The organism is Bradyrhizobium sp. USDA 3240 (assembly GCF_054063295.1).
Window position 1 is genome coordinate 2,503,541 of sequence record NZ_JBSSGD010000002.1, and the last position, 17,701, is coordinate 2,521,241.

At 66.2% G+C, this 17,701-nt stretch carries 16 protein-coding genes; 1 reads left to right on the forward strand and 15 read right to left on the reverse strand.

What is annotated here, in order from left to right; genetic code table 11:
* Positions 1-208: 208 nt before the first annotated feature.
* From ACVIGA_RS12550 to ACVIGA_RS12575, 6 genes are all read right to left on the reverse strand, one after another.
* A complete protein-coding gene (locus ACVIGA_RS12550; protein WP_456666629.1) occupies positions 209-1,699 on the reverse strand; it encodes an ABC transporter substrate-binding protein in 1,491 nt (496 codons plus the stop codon).
* Between the two features lie 56 nt (positions 1,700-1,755).
* Positions 1,756-2,784 (reverse strand): ABC transporter ATP-binding protein, encoded by a 1,029-nt coding sequence (locus ACVIGA_RS12555; protein ID WP_456666630.1) that lies wholly within the window; start codon positions 2,782-2,784, stop codon positions 1,756-1,758.
* Entirely contained in the window at positions 2,781-3,779 is a 999-nt protein-coding gene (locus ACVIGA_RS12560) for an ABC transporter ATP-binding protein (RefSeq protein WP_456666631.1), read from the reverse strand. Before ACVIGA_RS12560 ends, ACVIGA_RS12555 begins: the two co-directional genes overlap by 4 nt.
* Before the next feature lie 2 nt (positions 3,780-3,781).
* Positions 3,782-4,678: an ABC transporter permease gene (locus ACVIGA_RS12565; protein WP_456666632.1), complete on the reverse strand. Its 897-nt coding sequence runs from the start codon at positions 4,676-4,678 to the stop codon at positions 3,782-3,784.
* The gene (locus tag ACVIGA_RS12570) at positions 4,675-5,625 is read right to left on the reverse strand and encodes an ABC transporter permease (RefSeq protein WP_375776796.1); all 951 of its coding nucleotides are present in this window, start codon (positions 5,623-5,625) and stop codon (positions 4,675-4,677) included. The genes ACVIGA_RS12565 and ACVIGA_RS12570 overlap by 4 nt, the downstream gene beginning before the upstream one ends.
* Positions 5,626-5,704: 79 nt before the next feature.
* A complete protein-coding gene (locus tag ACVIGA_RS12575; protein WP_456666633.1) occupies positions 5,705-7,132 on the reverse strand; it encodes an amidase in 1,428 nt (475 codons plus the stop codon).
* Positions 7,133-7,257: 125 nt separating this feature from the next.
* Between ACVIGA_RS12575 and ACVIGA_RS12580 the strand changes: the two genes are divergently transcribed.
* Entirely contained in the window at positions 7,258-8,142 is an 885-nt protein-coding gene (locus ACVIGA_RS12580) for a LysR family transcriptional regulator (protein ID WP_456666634.1), read from the forward strand.
* Between the two features lie 27 nt (positions 8,143-8,169).
* On the opposite strand, the gene ACVIGA_RS12585 is transcribed toward ACVIGA_RS12580, so the two are convergent.
* From ACVIGA_RS12585 to ACVIGA_RS12625, 9 genes are all read right to left on the reverse strand, one after another.
* A complete protein-coding gene (locus tag ACVIGA_RS12585) occupies positions 8,170-9,108 on the reverse strand; it encodes a carbohydrate kinase family protein (protein WP_456666635.1) in 939 nt (312 codons plus the stop codon).
* Between the two features lie 9 nt (positions 9,109-9,117).
* Positions 9,118-10,770, reverse strand: a complete 1,653-nt coding sequence (locus ACVIGA_RS12590) for an FGGY-family carbohydrate kinase (RefSeq protein WP_456666636.1) — start codon at positions 10,768-10,770, stop codon at positions 9,118-9,120.
* Between the two features lie 27 nt (positions 10,771-10,797).
* On the reverse strand, positions 10,798-11,571 hold the full coding sequence (locus ACVIGA_RS12595; protein WP_456666637.1) for an SDR family NAD(P)-dependent oxidoreductase: 774 nt from the start codon (positions 11,569-11,571) through the stop codon (positions 10,798-10,800).
* Between the two features lie 11 nt (positions 11,572-11,582).
* A complete protein-coding gene (locus ACVIGA_RS12600; RefSeq protein ID WP_456666638.1) occupies positions 11,583-12,590 on the reverse strand; it encodes an ABC transporter ATP-binding protein in 1,008 nt (335 codons plus the stop codon).
* A gap of 16 nt (positions 12,591-12,606) precedes the next feature.
* Positions 12,607-13,437 carry a carbohydrate ABC transporter permease gene (locus ACVIGA_RS12605; RefSeq protein ID WP_092116645.1) on the reverse strand — a complete coding sequence of 277 codons (831 nt, stop codon included), beginning with the start codon at positions 13,435-13,437 and terminating at the stop codon, positions 12,607-12,609.
* A gap of 4 nt (positions 13,438-13,441) precedes the next feature.
* Positions 13,442-14,314, reverse strand: coding sequence for a carbohydrate ABC transporter permease (locus ACVIGA_RS12610; protein ID WP_223977332.1), 873 nt, complete (start codon positions 14,312-14,314; stop codon positions 13,442-13,444).
* 133 nt (positions 14,315-14,447) lie between these two features.
* Positions 14,448-15,761: an ABC transporter substrate-binding protein gene (locus ACVIGA_RS12615; RefSeq protein WP_223977330.1), complete on the reverse strand. Its 1,314-nt coding sequence runs from the start codon at positions 15,759-15,761 to the stop codon at positions 14,448-14,450.
* 246 nt (positions 15,762-16,007) lie between these two features.
* The gene (locus ACVIGA_RS12620; protein ID WP_456666639.1) at positions 16,008-16,961 is read right to left on the reverse strand and encodes a sugar-binding transcriptional regulator; all 954 of its coding nucleotides are present in this window, start codon (positions 16,959-16,961) and stop codon (positions 16,008-16,010) included.
* 9 nt (positions 16,962-16,970) lie between these two features.
* A complete protein-coding gene (locus ACVIGA_RS12625; RefSeq protein WP_456666640.1) occupies positions 16,971-17,636 on the reverse strand; it encodes an HAD family hydrolase in 666 nt (221 codons plus the stop codon).
* Positions 17,637-17,701: the final 65 nt, after the last annotated feature.

The window sequence follows — 17,701 nt, forward strand, 5'->3', positions numbered from 1 at the left end:
TTGCATCAATGTAAGCAATATCGGTGGCTTCCGACGTCCTCGCGCATCGCCGGACACATTCGCCTTCGCAGGCGCAGCACGCAAAATGAGACTAAGCGTCAAGCGGCAGCGACGCGCGAGGTGCGGCGCCGGCTGAGGCCATTGCTCTCCGCCGGCGCGATCGCCTGCTCCCGGGTTACTCCCAAGTTACTCCCAAGTTACTCGCAAGTTACTCCCAAACCCAGGTCGAGAAATCATTCTCGAACTGCGGCACGTCCTTCCAGACGCCCTTCAGCTTCTTGTTGGCGATCGTGATCAGTTGCGGCTGGAACAGGAAGCCGGCGACGGCATCGGTTGCCAGCATCCGCTGCGCGTCGCCGAGCAATTTTGCCCGGCCGGCCTCATCAGGCGTCGCCATGATCTGCTGATAGAGCGCATTGAACGCCTCGGATTTGTAGCCGAGATAATAATCCGGCTCGGTCATTTTCACGAGGTCGAACGGCTCGACATGCGCGACGATGGTGAGGTCGTAATTGTGCGGGCCGGTGAAGACCTGCGACAGCCACTGCGCCCATTCGACGTTCTCAATCTTGGCAACGATGCCAATTTTTGCGAGCTGGGCCGCGAGCACCTCGCCGCCCTGCCGCGCGTAGGACGGCGGCGGCAGCTTGAGGCTGAGCTCGAGCGGCGTCTTGACACCGGCCTCGGCCAGCAGCTTCTTGGCGAGTTCCGGATCATAGGGGTTGATGCCGGTGGTATCGACATAGCCGAGCGATCCCGGCGTGTAGAAGCTGCCGATCGGCGTGCCGAAGCCGTCGACCGCGCCGTCGATCATCGCCTTGCGGTCGATCGCGGCCAGGATGGCGCGGCGAACGCGGACGTCGTCGAGCGGCTTCTTGCGCTCGTTGATGCCGACGATGGTTTTCGTTCGCGAGCCGCCGATCAGCACGTTGAAGCGCGGGTCGGCCTTGAACTGCGCCAGACTGCGGGCCGCGGCAACCCGCGGAAAGGCGTCGACGTCGCCCGACAACAGCGCCGCGACCTGCGCGGCGGGATCGCCGATGAAGCGGATCGTCACCTTGGAAAGCTTGATCGCAGCGGCGTTACGATACTCCGGCCATTTCACCAGCGTGATCGACGAGCCCTTGGCCCAGCTGCCGAGCGTATAGGGCCCGGTGCCGACCGGCTGCGTCACATCGGTCGGCGCGCTCTTCGGCTCGACGATCGAGCCCGATGCCTGGCCGAGCAGGAACGGCAGGTTCGGTTCGGAGTACTTCAACGCGACGACGATGGTCTCCGGGTCGGGCGCCGTCACCGACGCGAACGCCTGGTACAGGCTCCTGTCCTTGTTGGTCGAGGTCGGCGCCGCGGCACGGTCGAACGTGAACTTGACCGCCGCGGAATCGAACGGCTCGCCGTTGTGGAATTTGACGCCCTTGCGGAGCTTGAACGTATAGGTCTTGAGATCCGGTGAGGCTTGCCAGCTCTCGGCGAGCAGCGGCGATACCGAGCCGTCCTCGTTGATCTTGGTCAGCGTCTCATAGACGTTGTAGAGCGTGACTTCGGCGATCGCTGCGGCCGCCGCGTTGGTGGGATCGAGTCCCGGCGGCTCCAGCGTCATGCCCATCACGACGCTGTCCTTCTTGCCCTGCGCGAGGCTCGGCAGCGGCGCTGCGGCGAGTGCGGCAGCAGCCGCGATGACGCACAATTTCCTCAACATTGGTCTGCTCCCCGGACGTGCTCTTTCATCAGCCTGGGCTGGTCCCGCACAATAGACTAACCGGCCTTCGCGACCACTGGCGGCAGCGTCATCACGGATTCGGCATAATGGCAGGCAGCCAGATGGGCGTCTCCCACGCTGCGTAGCGCAGGCGCGGTCTCGCGACAATGCTGGTCGGCGAGCGGGCAGCGCGGCGCGTAGGGACAGCCGGTCACAGCGGACGCCTGCGAGCCGATCGCCTGCGCGCCGCGGCGGCGCCGGACGCCACCTGCCCGGGCGCGCGGAACCGCATCCAGCAGCGCGCGCGTGTAGGGATGGGCGCTGTGGGCGAACAGATCGGCGGGCCGCCCTTGCTCGACGATCCGCCCGAGATACATCACCGCGATCTCGTCGCAGAGCAGATCGACCACGGCGAGGTCATGGCTGATCAGGATGTAGCTCAGACCGAACTCGTCCTGCAGATCCTGCATCAGATTGAGCACCTGCGCCTGCACCGAGACGTCGAGCGCCGAGACCGGCTCGTCGGCGACGATCAGCTTCGGCTGGGTGATCAGCGCGCGTGCAATCGCGATGCGCTGGCGCTGGCCGCCGGAGAATTCGTGCGGGAACTTGTCCATGTCGGCATCGCGCAGCCCCACCTGCCGCAGCACCGTGGCGACGCGCTCGCGCAGGCCGGCACGATCCATGCGCCCGAGCGCAGTCAGCGGCTCGGCCACGATCCGCGCGATGGTCTGCCGCGGATCGAGCGAGCCGTAAGGATCCTGGAACACCATCTGGAAATCGCGGCGCGCGCGGCGCAGCTCGTCGGGCGGCATTCGGTTGAGGTCGCGGCCCATCATGACGACCTGCCCCGATGTCGGCCGCTCCAGCGCCATCACCAGCCGCGCAAGGGTCGATTTGCCCGACCCGGATTCGCCGACGACGCCGAGGCTCTTGCCCGGCATGACTTGCGCAGTGACGCCATTGAGCGCGTGCACCTGCGCTGCGGGCTTGAACAGGCTTTCACGCGGCAGGGTGTAACGCTGCGCGAGGTCCTTCACCTCGAGCAACGGCGTTGCGGATGATGGCTGTTCCAGTACCGTCATGCGCCGACGCCCCCGGCGGACATCGAGACGTCGGTCCTGATGCAGCGCACGCCATGCCTTCCGCCGACATCGACCACAGCCGGCAGCGCCGCGCGGCAACGCGCCTCGACGATCCCGCAGCGGTCGGCGAAGGTGCATCCCGCGGGCAGGTCGGCCAATTCCGGCACGGTGCCGGCGATGGTGGTGAGCCGCGTCCCCTTGCGCGCGCCGAGCCGCGGCCGGGCGCGGAACAGGCCCTGCGTGTAGGGATGGCCCATCCGCGTGAACACGGCATCGGTGGCGCCGCTTTCGACGACGGTGCCGCCATACATCACCATCATGCGCTCGACATTCTCGGCGATCACGCCGAGATCGTGCGAGATCAGGATCATCGACATGCCGCGCTCCGCAACGAGATCGGCGATCAGATCGAGGATCTGGCCCTGGATCGTGACGTCGAGGGCCGTGGTCGGCTCGTCGGCGATCAGCACATCGGGCTGGCAGGCCAGCGCCATCGCGATCGTGATGCGCTGGCGCTGGCCGCCGGAAAACTGGTGCGGATAGGCATCGACCCGCTTCGCGGCATCCGGCAGGCCGACGCGATCGAGCAAGGCGATGGCTTCGCCGCGCGCCTCCGTTGCCGAGATGCCGGTGTGACGCCGCAGCGGCTCGGCGACCTGGTGCCCGATCGTGTGCATCGGATTGAGCGCCGTCATCGGCTCCTGGAAGATCATGCTGATGCGATTGCCGCGCAGCTTGCAATAGGCCGTATCGGGCAGGCCGACGAGCTCTGCACCATCGAGCCGGATGCTGCCGCTGATCACGGCGCTGTCCGGCAACAGCCCCATCAGGGCCAGCGCCGTGACCGACTTGCCGCAACCGGATTCGCCGACCAGCCCGAGCGTCTCGCCGCGGCGAAGCGCGAAGCTGACGCCGCGGACGGCCTGCGCCGGGCCGCGGCTGGTGTTGAGCCGGACGCCCAGGTCCTTCACCTCGATCAGCGGCGCGTCACTCATGCTCAACGCTCCCGCGCCAGACGGGGATCAAGCAGGTCGCGCAAGCCGTCACCGAGCAAATTGAGCCCGAGCACCGCGATCGCGATCGCAACGCCGGGATAGACCGCGAGCATCGGCGACTGGAACAGCAGGGTCTGCGCGTCGTTGAGCATGCGGCCCCAGGACGGTTGCGGCGGCTGGGTGCCGAGCCCGAGATAGGACAGCGCGGCCTCGGCGAGGATCGCCAGCGCGAATTGGATCGTCGCCTGCACGATCAGGATCGACAGGATGTTCGGCAGCACGTGCTCGATCGTGATGCGGAATGCGCCCTTGCCCGCGGCGCGCGCGGCCAGCACGAATTCGCGGGCCCAGATCGCATTGGCCGAGCCGCGGGTGACGCGGACGAAGGTCGGGATCTGGAAGATGCCGATCGCGGTGATCGACGTCACCATGCCGGGGCCCGCGACCGCGGCCAGCATGATGGCCGACAGCACGGCCGGGAAAGCGAAGGTGAAGTCGCTCATCCGCATGATGAGCTCCTCGGTCCAGCCCTTGCGGGCCGCCGCGATCAGGCCGAGGCCGACGCCGAAGGTCAGGCCGATGCCCACCGCGATGACGCCGACCATGATGGTGGAGCGCGCGCCGACCAAAAGCAGCGAGACGATGTCGCGGCCGAGCACGTCGGTACCGAGCCAATGCGCCGCCGACGGCGGATGCAGCTTCGATGCGACGTCGATGTCGTAGGCCGACCACGGCGTCCAGACCAGCGACAGCAGCGCCGCGACGAGCACAACGAGGCTGAGCACCGCGCCGAGGACGAAGCTGCGATGACGCAGCGCGCGGCGCCAGAAGCCGGTCGCAGGCGTTTCGCCGGGTGCGAGTGCCGGCGCGCCGGCGGATGCGGTCAGCGGCGCGCTCACAGGTTGGCCACCTTGATGCGCGGATCGATGAAGGCATAGAGCACATCGACCACGAAGTTGACTGTCACGACCATTGCAGCCAGCAGCATCACGCAGTTGCGCACCACGATCAGGTCGCGGTTGGCGATCGACTGGAAGATCAGCCGGCCGAGGCCCGGCAGATAGAACACATTCTCGATCACGATGGTGCCGGCGAGCAGATTGGCGAATTGCAGGCCCATGACCGTCATGACCGGGATCATGGCGTTGCGCAGCACGTGGCGCCACAGCACCTCGCGCTTGCCGAGCCCTTTTGCACGCGCGGTACGCACAAAGTCCTCGCGCAGCACCTCCAGTACGGCGGAGCGGGTGACGCGGGCGAGGATCGCGGCCTGCACCACGGCGAGCGAGATCGCGGGTAGCAGCAGCGACTTGATCCCGGCCCAGACGCCGTCATCCCAGCCGGCAAATCCGCCGGCGGACAGCAATTGCAGCTTCACCGAGAACAGCAGGATAAGGAGGATCGCGAACCAGAAATTCGGCAGCGCGATGCCGATCTGAGTCAGCGACATCACGCCGACATCGCCGATCTTGTTGTGATTGGCGGCGGTGTAGATGCCGGCGGCGAGCGCCAGCACCACCGTGATCAGCATCGACATGATCGCGAGCGGGATCGTCAGCACCAGTCGCTCCGCGATCAGGCCGGCCACCGGCGTGCCATAGACATAGCTGTTGCCGAGATCGCCGACCGCCATGCCCTTGATCCAGAGCAGATAGCGAACGGTGAGCGGCTGGTCGAGGCCGAGCTTGACGGTGAGCGCGCGCACCGCATCGGGCGAGGCGTCGGCGCCCATCAGCATCTGCGCCGCATTGCCCGGCAGCGCGTCGAGCACCAGGAAAATGATCAGCGAGGCCGCGAACAGCGTCGCCACCAAGGTCAGGATCCGCCGCAGGAAGAATACGCTCATGCCCGCCCGAAGGGTTGGGAACAGGCCGCAGGTTTCAACATGTTCGCGGACGAATGCAAGCCCTTCGCCGCGCCATTCATCATGTCAGCGCCGGCCAACGGCCGAGCAGATCGCTCGCCTCTTCGAACAGCGCGGCGACGCGCAGCAGTTCCGCATCGGCCCGGAAGCGACCGACCAAATGCAGGCCGATCGGCAGGCCGTCGCGGCCGAAGCCGGAGGGGATGCTGACCGCGGGATGTCCAGTCATGTTGAACAGCATGGTCCAGGGAAACCAGTGCGGCCGCACGCTGTCGAAGCTCTGGCCGTCGATGTCGATGCTGCCGAACAGATCTTGCTCGATCGGCAGCGCCGTGCGGGTCAGGGTCGGCATCGCCAACAGATCGCCGCGCGCGAACAGCGCCTGCACCCGGCGGAACAGCGCGGTGCGGTCGAACATCGCCTGCTGGTACTCGACGCCGCTCACCTTCGCGGCCAGCGCGAGTTGCTTCAGGAAGGTCGGGCTGAGGTCATCGGGATGGTCGGCGGCGAGCTTCCCGAAACGGGTGCGCCAGACGGTGTGATTGATGGCGCGCCAGATCGGCTCGATGTCGAAGCCATCACCGGAGAACTCCTCGAGTTCGGCGCCGAGGCTGGCCAGCCGGTCAAGGCTCGCCTTGAAGTTTGCGGCGACATCTGATGTCACCGGGCGGCCCGGTGGCGACAGGCAGTACAACACCCGCCTGCCCCGGAGATCACCGCGCGGCGCCGCGCGATCGAGATAATCGGGCACCGGCACGCCGATCGACCACGGATCGGACGGATCCTCGCCGGCCATCGCCTGCATCATCAGCGCGGTGTCGGCGACCGTGCGCGTGGTCGGCGTGACATAGGTCTGGTTGCCGAAGGCGTCCTGCACCTGGCTGTGCGGGATCACGCCGTTGCTCTGCTTGATCCCGACCACGCCGTTGCAGGCGGCGGGAATCCGGGTTGAGCCGCCACCGTCGGTCGCAACCGCCAGCGGCGCGATCCCGCTCGCGACCGCCACCGCCGCGCCGCCGCTCGAGCCGCCGCTGGAACGCGCGGCGCTCCACGCATTGCGGGTGCGGCCGAACAGCGGCGAGTCGGTCAGGCACTTACTGCCGAACTCCGGCGTCGTGGTCTTGCCGAGCAATATTCCGCCCTGCGCACGGAGCCGGGCCACCGCCACGGCATCATGGTTCGGCACATTGTTCCGGTAAGGCACCGCGCCGAAGGTCGTGCGCACGCCTTTGGTGCTGACGATGTCCTTCACGGTGAACGGGATGCCGTGCAGCAGGCCGAGCGGCTCGCCGGCCATGACCTGCCGCTCCGCGGCCTTCGCCTGCGCCATCGCCTCGTCGGCGCAAAGCGTGATGAAGCAGTTCAGCTCGCCCTGCAGGCGCTCGGCGCGGGCGAGCACCGCGGCGGTGAGTTCGACGGGAGAGATTTCCCTGGCGGCGATGCGCGCGCGCAATTCGGTCGCCGGCAGAAGACACGGATCTCCACTCATCCCCAAACACGCTCTCTAAAGGGCCGGACGACACGTTCGACCGCATTGACAGCCAGAATGCCTCCCATGTTAACTCGGCGTCCAATACGAATTTGAAGGCCAACCCATACGTTTTCGGTATGCCTATGGATTTGCGTCGGCTTCGTTACTTCGTCGCGGTGGCTGAAGAGCGTAGCGTCGGCAAGGCCGCCGAGCGGCTGCGGATGGCCCAGCCGCCGCTGTCGGTGCAGATCCGCAAGCTCGAGGCCGAGCTCGGCACGCCGTTGTTCCGGCGCGGCACGCGCGGCATGGATTTGACCGAGGCCGGCCTCGCTCTGCTGTCGCGCGCGAGCGAGGCGCTGGCGCTGGCCGAGGAAGGCATCGAGGCGGCGCGCGCGATCGCTTCCGGACAGCGCGGCAGGCTCGCGGTCGGCTACATGTTCGTGCTGGCGAGCGCGGTGCTGCCGCGCCTGGTGCCGGAGCTGCGCCGGTCGCTGCCCGGCGTCGATCTCGATTTCGTGGAGCTTTCCGCTTCCACCCGCGAGACGCTGCTGCTCGACCGCGCCGTCAGCGTTGCCTTGTGCATGCCCGCGATCCATCACCCGGAAATCCAGGTCGCCCAGATCGGCACGCAGCCGCTGATGCTGGCGATGCCCGCGCGCTCGCCGCTCGCCCGCCTCCCTGCGGTACCGGTCAGCAGATTGCAGGGGCGTCCGCTCATCGCTTTGCCACGGCCGGAGGAGCCCACCTCGTCGGCGGTATCGGCGATGCTGCGGCGGCATCAGGTCGTGATGCCGGTTGTCAGCCGGGTGGAGACCGTGCACTCGGCGCTCAGCCTCGTGCTCGCCGGCGAAGGGCTCGCGATCCTGCCGGCCTGCGCCAAGCTCGGCGCGCCGCCCGGCATCGCGTTCCGGCGCTTCGTCGACATCGCCGACACGATCGAGATCGCGGCCTGCTGGCGGCGCGATTCCGCCAGCCCATTGATCCGAAGTTTCCTCAAGTGCGCCGAGAAGGTCGTTGCACATTTGTGACGCGCGGTGTTTGCCGCTGCCGAGCAACTACCAGGTGTCCGCAGGCAACTCCCGGCTCCGCGGCGGATCGGCGCCGGCGCGCGTGCAGGTGAAAGCGGCGCATTGGCAGGCAAACGACAGCGCACGCGTGAGCTCGGCCGCGTCGACCTCGCGCAGTTGCTGCCGCGCGATCCGATCCAGCCGATGCAATGCGGCGAGCAGCGCGGCCTGAAAACTGTCGCCGGCGCCGATCGTATCCACGACATTCACCACGGGCGACGCGACCTCGATCGGTCCGGCCTGGCGATGCCAGGCAGAGGCGCCATCATTGCCGCGCGTGATGACGACGAGCGATGCGCCGCCCGACAGCAGCGCCTCGGCCCTCCCCGCATAGGCCTGATCGCCGAACAGATAGGCGAAGTCGACGTCGGACATCTTGACGATATCCGCCTTGCCGCAGAACGCCAGCATGCGGGCGCGATAGGCGTCCTTGTCCTTGACGAGGTTCGGCCGGCAATTCGGATCGAGCGAGATCGTCACAGTCGCCCGCGCATCCTCGATGAAGGCCAGCGTCTCGGCCGCGCCCTTGTCATGGACCAGCGTGGTCGAGCCGGTGTGCAGGCATGTGATGCCGTCGAGCGCAATCGCCTCGCGCCGATAGGCCCAGTTCCGCGACGCCGTGTCGGCGTCGTAGAAAGCGTATTGCGTCTCGGTGCCGGTGACGCGCGCAAAGGCGAGCGTGGCCTGATGGTCGCTGCGCGTCGCGCGGCTGAGATCGACACCGGAGGCCGCGGCATGATCGGCGATCATCCGGCCAAAAGTGTCGGTCGAGATGCCGCCGACGAAGCCGGTGGGAACGTCGAGCCGGGCGCTGCCGATTGCGATGTTGAGACAGGAGCCGCCGACGGCGGGCGACAGGGCCTCGCGTCCGTCCGCCGTCCGCGACGGCAGGAAATCGATCAGCGCATCTCCGCAACTCAGCAGCATGCAAACACCTCAACCCGGCGCCGCGCCGGGAGCCCGCTTCATCGCCTCGCGGCTGTCACGATCGAGCTGGCGCAGCATCTTGTGCACGCCGCGCTTCTTGCGATGGAAATCGGCCAACTCGGGCCTGGTCGGCTCGCTCAACCGCCCGAGCGCCGACATGCCGGCCATCGCCGCATTGATCGAGCTATGCGCACCACTGGCGACCGCGCCCAGCATCGCGGCGCCGAGCAAGACGGGTTCTTGCGTCTGCGGCAGCGCCACCGTGTAACCGGTGGTGTCGGCCATGATCTGGCGCACCAGGGGGCTGCGGCTCGCGCCGCCGCCGATCACAATGGTCTTGCCGCTGACGCCGTGGGCCTGCAGCGCCTCGATGACGTCGGCAAGGCCATAGGCCAGCCCGCACAGGCCGGCGATGAACAACCGCTCCAGCGCCGACACGTCGGTGTCGAGATCGAGCCCCGCGATCACGGCGCGCGAGCCAGGATCGGCATAGGGCGACCGGTTGCCGAGGAATTCCGGCAGGACATGAACGTTGCGTGCAAGCAGCGCCGCGGCCCCGGCATTGCCGCTGCGCGCCAGGATGCGCTTTTCGAGATACTCGATGACATCGACGCCGTCGTGCTTCGCAGCCAGCAAAACCTCGGCATGCGCCGGGTGCGATTTGAGCAGATGATCGATCGCGGCACCGGCCGCAGATTGACCGCCCTCGTTCAGCCAGAAGCCCGGCACCATGCCTTCGAAATACGGGCCCCAGACCCCGGGCACGAAGCAGGGATCGACCGTCGTCGCCATGATGCAGGCCGACGTTCCCATGATGTAGGCCAGTCGCTGGCAGACATCGACATCGGTGCCTGAGCCGTCGCGGCCGCCGATCGCGCCGACGCCGCCGGCATGGGCATCGATCAAGGAGGCGCCGACCGCGGTTCCCGGCACAAGGCCAAGATCGCGCGCGGCATCTTCCGACAGCCCGCGGCCGAGCGGCGAGCCGGGCGGAACGATCTCGGTACCGATGCGGGCGAAGCGATCGGCGGCGAGCGCCTCGAGCCCGACTCGCTTCAGGAACGATTCGCTCCAGCCGCCCTCACCGGCCACATAGGTCCATTTGCAGGTCACCGTGCAGGTCGAGCGTGCCAGCGAGCCGGTAGCGCGGAACGAGAGATAGTCGGCGAGATCGAAGAAATGCCCGGCGGACTCGAAGGTCGCGGGCAGATGCCGCTTGAGCCAGAGGATCTTCGGGATCTCCATCTCCGGCGAGATGGCGCCGCCGACATAGCGCAGCACGCGGTCGCCGGTCGCGTTGACGAACTCCGTCTCATCCATCGCGCGGTGGTCCATCCAGACCACCACATTGCGCGCGGGATCGCCGGACGGGCTGACGGTGAGCGGCCGGCCGCCTCTGTCGAGCACGACCAGCGAGCAGGTCGCGTCAAACCCGATGCCCTTGACGTGCTCGGCGGCGACCGCCGCCTCCCGCATCGCGTTGCGCACGGACGTCACGCAGGCCGCCCAGATGTCATCGGACGATTGCTCGACGATATCGCGGGGCTCGTGCCAGACCCGGATCGGATGCCGCGCCGAGCCTAATAGCTTACCGGCCTCGTCGAATACCCCCGCCCGGGCGCTGGTGCTCCCGACGTCCACCCCGATATAGGCTTGCCGCATGGCCGCTCCGCTATTTCCGGCGCGATCCTACCAACAAGTGTAGCCGCCATCGACCAGAACGATGCTTCCGGTCATCAGGCTCGCCGCCTCGGAGGCCAGGAACAGCACGACGGAGGCGATCTCGTCGACCTGCCCCATCCGCGCCATCGGGGTTCCACCGATCCAGGCGTCGTACATGCGGGGGCTGTTCTTCACGAAGGCGTTCAGCGGCGTCTCGATATAGGTCGGCGCCACGGCGTTGACGCGAACCCCGCGCGCGCCCCATTCGGCGGCGAGCGATTTGGTCAAATGGTGCACCGCGGCCTTGGACGCATTGTAGAAGCACTGTTCCTGCGGCTTGTTGACGATGAAGCCGGACATCGAGCCGACATTGACGATGGTGCCGGACTTCGCCTTCAGCATGTGATTGCCGAACGCGCGGCAGCACCAGAAGGTGCCGTTCAGGTTGACGTCGATGACGTTGAGCCAATGCTCGTCGGTCACGGTTTCGGCCGGCGTCTCGCTGCGCGCGATGCCGGCATTGTTGACGAGGATGTCGACCTTGCCGTACTTGCGGACCAGTTCGTCGGCGACTGCCGAGACGCGGCCGGAATCGGTCACGTCCATCAGCGCGATATCGGCGTCGAAGCCCTTGGTCTTCAGCTCCGCCTGCGCGTCATGGGCCGCCTTGGCGTCGCGGTCGCCGATGATGACCTTGGCTCCGGCCTCCGCCAGTGCCTCGGCGCAGGCGAGCCCGATGCCCTGACCGGCGCCGGTGATGATGGCGGTCTTGCCGCCGAGCCTGAATTTCTCGAGATACATTTTCTTCTTCCTTACGCGTGAATCGACTTTCCGCTGTCGTCGAAACGATGGATGCGCGCCGGATCCGGGATCAGCGACACCTTGTCGCCGGGATGCAGGTCGAGCTCGCCGACATAGCGCGCGGTCAGCATCCCGAGCGGTCCGGCATCGACATAGAGAAAGGTGTCGCTACCGAGATGCTCGGCGACCGCGACCGTGCCGTGCCAGCCGCCCAGCCCGTCGCGCTCGACCTTCAAATGCTCGGGCCGCACGCCGATGGTGGCAGCGCCCTGCTGCTTGGCGAGTTCCCCGGTGACGAAGTTCATCTTCGGCGAGCCGATGAAGCCGGCGACGAACAGGTTGTTGGGCTTCTCATAAAGCTCGAGCGGCGAGCCATATTGCTCGATCTTGCCGCCGTTCAGCACCACGATCTTGTCGGCCATGGTCATGGCCTCGACCTGGTCGTGGGTGACGTAGATCGCCGTGGTGCCGAGCTGCTTCTGCAACCGCGTCACCTCGAGCCGCATCTGCACCCGCAGCGCGGCGTCGAGGTTCGACAGTGGCTCGTCGAACAGGAAGGCCTTCGGCTCGCGCACGATGGCGCGCCCGATCGCGACCCGCTGGCGCTGGCCGCCGGAGAGCTCGCGCGGCTTGCGCTCAAGATAGGGCGTGAGATTGAGCGTCGCCGCGGCGGCCTCGACCTTGCGATTGATCTCGTCCTTGGCGATCCCGGCCATCTTCAGGCCGAAGGCGATGTTGCCGCGCACGCTCATGTGCGGATAGAGCGCGTAGGACTGGAACACCATCGACAGGCCGCGCTTGGCCGGCGGCACGTCGACCACATTGCGGCCGTCGATCAGGATGGCGCCGCCGGTGACGTCCTCGAGCCCCGCGATCAGCCGCAGCAGCGTGGTCTTGCCGCAGCCCGACGGACCGACGAAGACGACGAAGGAGCCGTCGGTGATCTCGAGGTCGGCGCCCTTGATGATATGGACCGGCCCGAACGATTTTTGCACACCCTGCAGCGTAATCTGACCCATGGGACAAGCCTTTCTGCTACTTGACCGCGCCGAAGGTCAGGCCGCGGACGAGTTGCCGCTGACTGAACCAGCCGAGCACGAGAATGGGCGCGATCGCGAGCGTCGACGCCGCCGACAATTTCGCCCAGAACAATCCTTCCGGGCTGGAATAGGACGCAATGAACACGGTGAGCGGCGCGGCCTCGAGCGTCGACAGATTGAGGGTCCAGAATGCCTCGTTCCACGCCAGGATCAGGTTGAGCAGCAACGTCGAGGCGAGCCCCGGCACCGCCATCGGGGTCAGCACGTAGATCAACTCGCGCCCGATCGTGGCGCCGTCCATCCGGGCCGCCTCAAGAATGTCCTTCGGGATCTCCTTGAAATAGGTGAACAGCATCCAGATCACGATCGGCAGATTGCCGAGGCACAGGATGAAGATCAGGCCGCTTCTTGTGTCGAGCAGGCCGAAGGTCCGGTAGATCAGGTAGATCGGCACCAGCACGCCGACCGGCGGCATCATCTTGGTGGAGAGCATCCAGAGCAGCACATCCTTGGTCCGCTTGGTCGGCGAGAACGCCATCGACCACGCCGCCGGAATCGCGATCAGCATCGCGATCAAGGTCGAGCCGCCGGCGATGATGATCGAGTTGAGCGCGTGGTGGAGGTAGTCGCTACGCTCCTGCACCGTGACGTAGTTCTCGGTCGTCCAGTGGAAGAACAGGAACGATGGCGGGATCGCGAAGGCCTCAAGCTCGGTCTTGAAGCTCGCCAGCACCATCCAGAGGATCGGGAAGAAGATCAGGAAGCCGACCAGCCAGGCCGCCGCCGTCGAGATCACCTTGTTCCGGGTCGTGACCATCCGCGCCATGACGTTACGCCTCCAGATTCCGGCCGACGATGCGAACGAGGAAGAACGCGACGATGTTGGCGAGCACCACTGCGACCAGGCCGCCCGCCGAGGCGCTGCCGACGTCGTACTGGATCAGCGCCTGCGAATAGATCAGGAAGGCGATGTTGGTGGTCTGCAGCCCGGGGCCGCCGCCGGTGGTGACGAAGATCTCCGCGAACACCGTGAGCAGGAAGATGGTCTCGATCAGGATCACCACCGTGATCGGGCGCGCGAGATGCGGCAGCGTGATGTAGATGAAGGTCGAGATCGCGCTCGCGCCGTCCATCTCGGCGGCCTCCTTCTGTTCCTCGTCGAGCGATTGCAGCGCGGTGAGCAGGATCAGGGTGGCAAACGGCAACCACTGCCAGGAGATGATCAGGATCACCGAGAACAGCGGCGCGTCGTTGAACCAGTCGATCGCCGGCAGGCCGAACAGTTGTGCGATCCAGGCGAACAGGCCCGACACCGGATGCATCAGGAGATTCTTCCAGACCAGCGCGCTCACCGTCGGCATCACGAAGAATGGTGCGATCACCATCAAGCGGACAATCGAGAGCCCGACCACCTGCTGGTCGAGCAACAGCGCCAACGGCACGCCGAGGATGATCGTGATCGCGAGCACCGAGCCGACCAGCACCAGGGTGTTCTGCAACGAGGCGAGGAAGGCCGGATCGGTGAGGAAGTAGCGAAAGTTCTCCAGCCCGACGAAGGATTCAGAGCCGGGATCGAGCAAATTGTAGTGCAGGGTCGCGAAGTAGATCGTGAGCGCCAGCGGCACGATCATCCAGATGAACAGCAGTGCCACGGCGGGCGTGAGCAGCGTGCGTGCGAGCAGTTGGGTCTGCTGGGTCGCCATCCCCGCCTCCTTCTCTCGAAAGGAGCGACCATCCCGCTGCGGGACAGGATGGTCGCAGTGATCCAGCTCGGGAGGTTTGAGCTGGTCGGGCGGCCAGGGCGCGTGCTGCGCCCTGGCTTTGTCTGGGCGTGGATTATTTGATGTAGCCCGCGCGCTTCATCTCGCGCTCGGTCGCGGACTGCGCAGCCGAGAGCGCCGCATCGACGGTGGTCGAACCGGACAGCGCGGCCGAGAACTGCTGGCCGACCTGGGTGCCGATGCCCTGGAATTCAGGGATCGCCGCATACTGCACGCCCACGTAAGGCACCGGCTTGACGGTCGGATGGCTGGGGTCAGCCGCATCGATCGAGGCCAGCGTCATCTTGGCGAACGGTGCCGCCTTCAGATAGTCGGGATTCTTGTAGAGCGAGGTGCGTGTTCCGGGAGGTGCGGCGGCCCAGCCCTGCTTGTCCGCGACGAGCTTGGTGTAATCCTTGCTGGTCGCCCACGCGATGAACTTCTCGGCCGCATCGACCTTCTTCGAGCCGGCGGGGATCGCGAGGCTCCATGCCCACAGCCAGTTGGCGTTCTTGCCGAGCCCGGTGTTCGGGGCCAGCGCGAAGCCGACCTTGTCGGCGACCTTGGAATCCTTCGGGTTGGTCACCATGGACGCCGCCACCGTGGCATCGATCCACATCGCGCATTTGCCGGCGCTGAACAGCGCGAGGTTCTCGTTGAAGCCGTTGGAAGAGGCGCCGGGAGGTCCGGCCTGCTTCATCAGGTCGACATAGGTCGTGAGCGTCTTCTTCCATTCCGGCGAATTGAACTGCGGCTCCCACTTCTCGTCGAACCAACGCGCGCCGAACGAGTTGGACATCGCGGTCAGGAACGCCATGTTCTCGCCCCAGCCGGCCTTGCCGCGCAGGCAGATGCCGTAGACGCCGCCAGCCTTGTCGGTCAGCTTCTTGGCTGCATCGACCACGAAGTCCCAGGTCGGGCTTTCCGGCATCTTCAAGCCGGCCTTGTCGAACAAATCGGTGCGATACATCACCATCGAGCTCTCGCCGTAGAACGGTGCGGCATAGAGCTTGCCGTCGACCGAGACGGCATCCTTGATCTTCGGCAGCAGGTCACCGACGTCGTAGTCGGCGCCGAGCTTGTCGAGCGGCACCAGCCAGCTCTTCTTGGCCCAGATCGGTACCTCGTAGGTGCCGATGGTGAGCACGTCGAACTGGCCGCCCTTGGTGGCGATGTCGGTGGTCACGCGCTGGCGCAGCACGTTCTCCTCGAGCGTCACCCATTTCACGGTGATGTCGGGGTTCTTCGCGGTGAATTCGCTGGTGAGCCCCTGCATGCGGATCATGTCGCTGTTGTTGACGGTCGCCACCGTCAACGTGGTCTGGGCGATCGAGGGGGCAGAGATCAAAAGAGCAGCCGCGCCCGCAACGGCGCAAAGGACGTTTTTCAAGGTGACCTCCCTTATGTCACGTTGAGCATATGCCCACGTGTTGGGCGTATGTTCAACCTGTCGCTAAAATTTGTCAAGCACGCGGGTGCGCCGTCCCGCGCGATCGCGGGTTCCATCACAGCCTGGGAGGGAGGTGTTTGCGGAGGCGACCGGGAAACGGCTGGCAGTGAAATGGATGAGCTGGATCGGCATCGAAGGTTCACCCCTCCCGCTTGCGGGGGAGGGAGCGCACCCAATTCGTGACTGCTAGCGATCCAGCACCGCGCGCGCGGTGGCCTCATCCGTGATGAGGCCGTTGATCACCCGGCCTGCCAGCGCAGCCTTGATCGACGGCACCTTGGCGGCGCCGACGGCTGCGGCGATCGTGGTCGATACCGCAGGGATCTGCGGCGGAATGCTGGTCAGGCGCTTGTTGGTGCCGCCCTTGATCAGTTTGCCCCTGGCGTCATAGGCCCAGCCGGTCACCTCGCCGATCGCGCCGAGCCGCATCATCTCCAGCAACTCCTCGCGGGTGACGAAGCCGTCGACATGGACCTGGGCCTTCTGGTCCATCTGGCCGATGCCGATCAGGCGCAGATCGGCCTTGGCGGCGACCGCCCTCACCCGCGCGATCGGATCGATCCGGATCATGCGGTTGCGCTCATCCTCGCTCGACATCAGGAACGGCAGCGGCATCGGGTAATGCCGTGCACCGGTGCGGTCGGCGAGCCGTCCGACCGTGTCGTAGAAGCTCGCCGAGCCGTCGGCGGAGATGTTGCCGACCAGCGAGACGATCTGATGATCGGGCCGCTCGATCGGCGAGACCCGCTCGACCGCGGCGCGCACCGCGCGGCCGGTGCCGAGCGCCACGATGACCGGCGTCTCCGAGCGCAGCGTCAGCTCCAGCAGATTGGCGCTGCGCTCCGCAATCCCGGCATTCGACAGCGGCGCCGCCGGATCAGTCGGCACGACGTCGCAATGCACCAGATCGAACCGCTCCTTCAGCCGGGAAGCGAGCTCCATGCAGGCCGCAATGGGGTGCTCGAGGCGAAACGTGATCAGCCGCTCGGCAAGGCACAGCGACACCAGGCGCTGCGCCGAGGCGCGCGACACCTGCAGCATTTTCGCAATTTCGTCCTGGGTGTGGCCCGCGATGAAATACAGCCAGCCGGCGCGCGCCGCATCGTCGAGGCGAGACTTTTCGTTATCGGGCGCAGCCATGATTGTGCGTCAGCCTTCGTTCCAGAAATCCGTCATCGCGCCGAAGATTCGATCCGCCCCAGCCTGCTTCAGCAGAGCACTGCCGTCCGCCAACCGATAGTGGGCGCCGCCGACAAATCCCCACACTTTCATGCCCGCGGCCTTTGCCGCCGTTACCCCGCTGACGCTGTCCTCGATGACCAGCGTGCGGCGCGGATCGGTTGCCATTTTGCCGGCGGCAAACAGGAAGAGATCCGGCGCCGGTTTGCCGTGCAAGACCATCTGCGCGGTGTAGAGCCGCGGTCCGAAGCTCGCGGCAAGACCGGTCAGCTCCAGCGAATACTTCACCCGCTCGAGATCACTCGATGAAGCGACACAATACGGCAGCTGCAATTCCGCGAGCACGGCGGCGATGCCCGCAATCGGCTCGAGCTGCGATCGGAAGGTCTCGCGCACCTGCTGCGCCAATTCAGGCAGGAAGGTCGCCGGCAACGGCTTGCCCACGCCCCGGCAATACGCGACCAGGGCCGTGGTGCTGCGCCCGAGGAAGAGTTCGAGCGCCCGCTCGGTGCTCATCGCGATGCCGGCCTTCGTCATCGCCTCGGCGAGACAGCGGCAGCTCAATTCCTCGCTGTCGACGAGCACGCCGTCACAGTCGAAGATGACCAGATCGGTCTGGGGCAGCCGCAGATCCATCCCGACATGAGATCATATGCTCACGTCATGAGCAATAGATCACAGTTCCGCGCGCGGAATGCCGC

Excerpts from the sequence above, each read along its gene's own strand:
- ACVIGA_RS12550 (WP_456666629.1), bottom strand. The coding sequence starts at position 1,699 with ATGTTGAGGAAATTGTGCGTCATCGCGGCTGCTGCCGCACTCGCCGCA.
- ACVIGA_RS12555 (WP_456666630.1), bottom strand. The coding sequence starts at position 2,784 with ATGACGGTACTGGAACAGCCATCATCCGCAACGCCGTTGCTCGAGGTG.
- ACVIGA_RS12560 (WP_456666631.1), bottom strand. The coding sequence starts at position 3,779 with ATGAGTGACGCGCCGCTGATCGAGGTGAAGGACCTGGGCGTCCGGCTC.
- ACVIGA_RS12570 (WP_375776796.1), bottom strand. The coding sequence starts at position 5,625 with ATGAGCGTATTCTTCCTGCGGCGGATCCTGACCTTGGTGGCGACGCTG.
- ACVIGA_RS12575 (WP_456666633.1), bottom strand. The coding sequence starts at position 7,132 with ATGAGTGGAGATCCGTGTCTTCTGCCGGCGACCGAATTGCGCGCGCGC.
- ACVIGA_RS12580 (WP_456666634.1), top strand. The coding sequence starts at position 7,258 with ATGGATTTGCGTCGGCTTCGTTACTTCGTCGCGGTGGCTGAAGAGCGT.
- ACVIGA_RS12585 (WP_456666635.1), bottom strand. The coding sequence starts at position 9,108 with ATGCTGCTGAGTTGCGGAGATGCGCTGATCGATTTCCTGCCGTCGCGG.
- ACVIGA_RS12590 (WP_456666636.1), bottom strand. The coding sequence starts at position 10,770 with ATGCGGCAAGCCTATATCGGGGTGGACGTCGGGAGCACCAGCGCCCGG.
- ACVIGA_RS12595 (WP_456666637.1), bottom strand. The coding sequence starts at position 11,571 with ATGTATCTCGAGAAATTCAGGCTCGGCGGCAAGACCGCCATCATCACC.
- ACVIGA_RS12600 (WP_456666638.1), bottom strand. The coding sequence starts at position 12,590 with ATGGGTCAGATTACGCTGCAGGGTGTGCAAAAATCGTTCGGGCCGGTC.
- ACVIGA_RS12605 (WP_092116645.1), bottom strand. The coding sequence starts at position 13,437 with ATGGCGCGGATGGTCACGACCCGGAACAAGGTGATCTCGACGGCGGCG.
- ACVIGA_RS12610 (WP_223977332.1), bottom strand. The coding sequence starts at position 14,314 with ATGGCGACCCAGCAGACCCAACTGCTCGCACGCACGCTGCTCACGCCC.
- ACVIGA_RS12620 (WP_456666639.1), bottom strand. The coding sequence starts at position 16,961 with ATGGCTGCGCCCGATAACGAAAAGTCTCGCCTCGACGATGCGGCGCGC.
- ACVIGA_RS12625 (WP_456666640.1), bottom strand. The coding sequence starts at position 17,636 with ATGGATCTGCGGCTGCCCCAGACCGATCTGGTCATCTTCGACTGTGAC.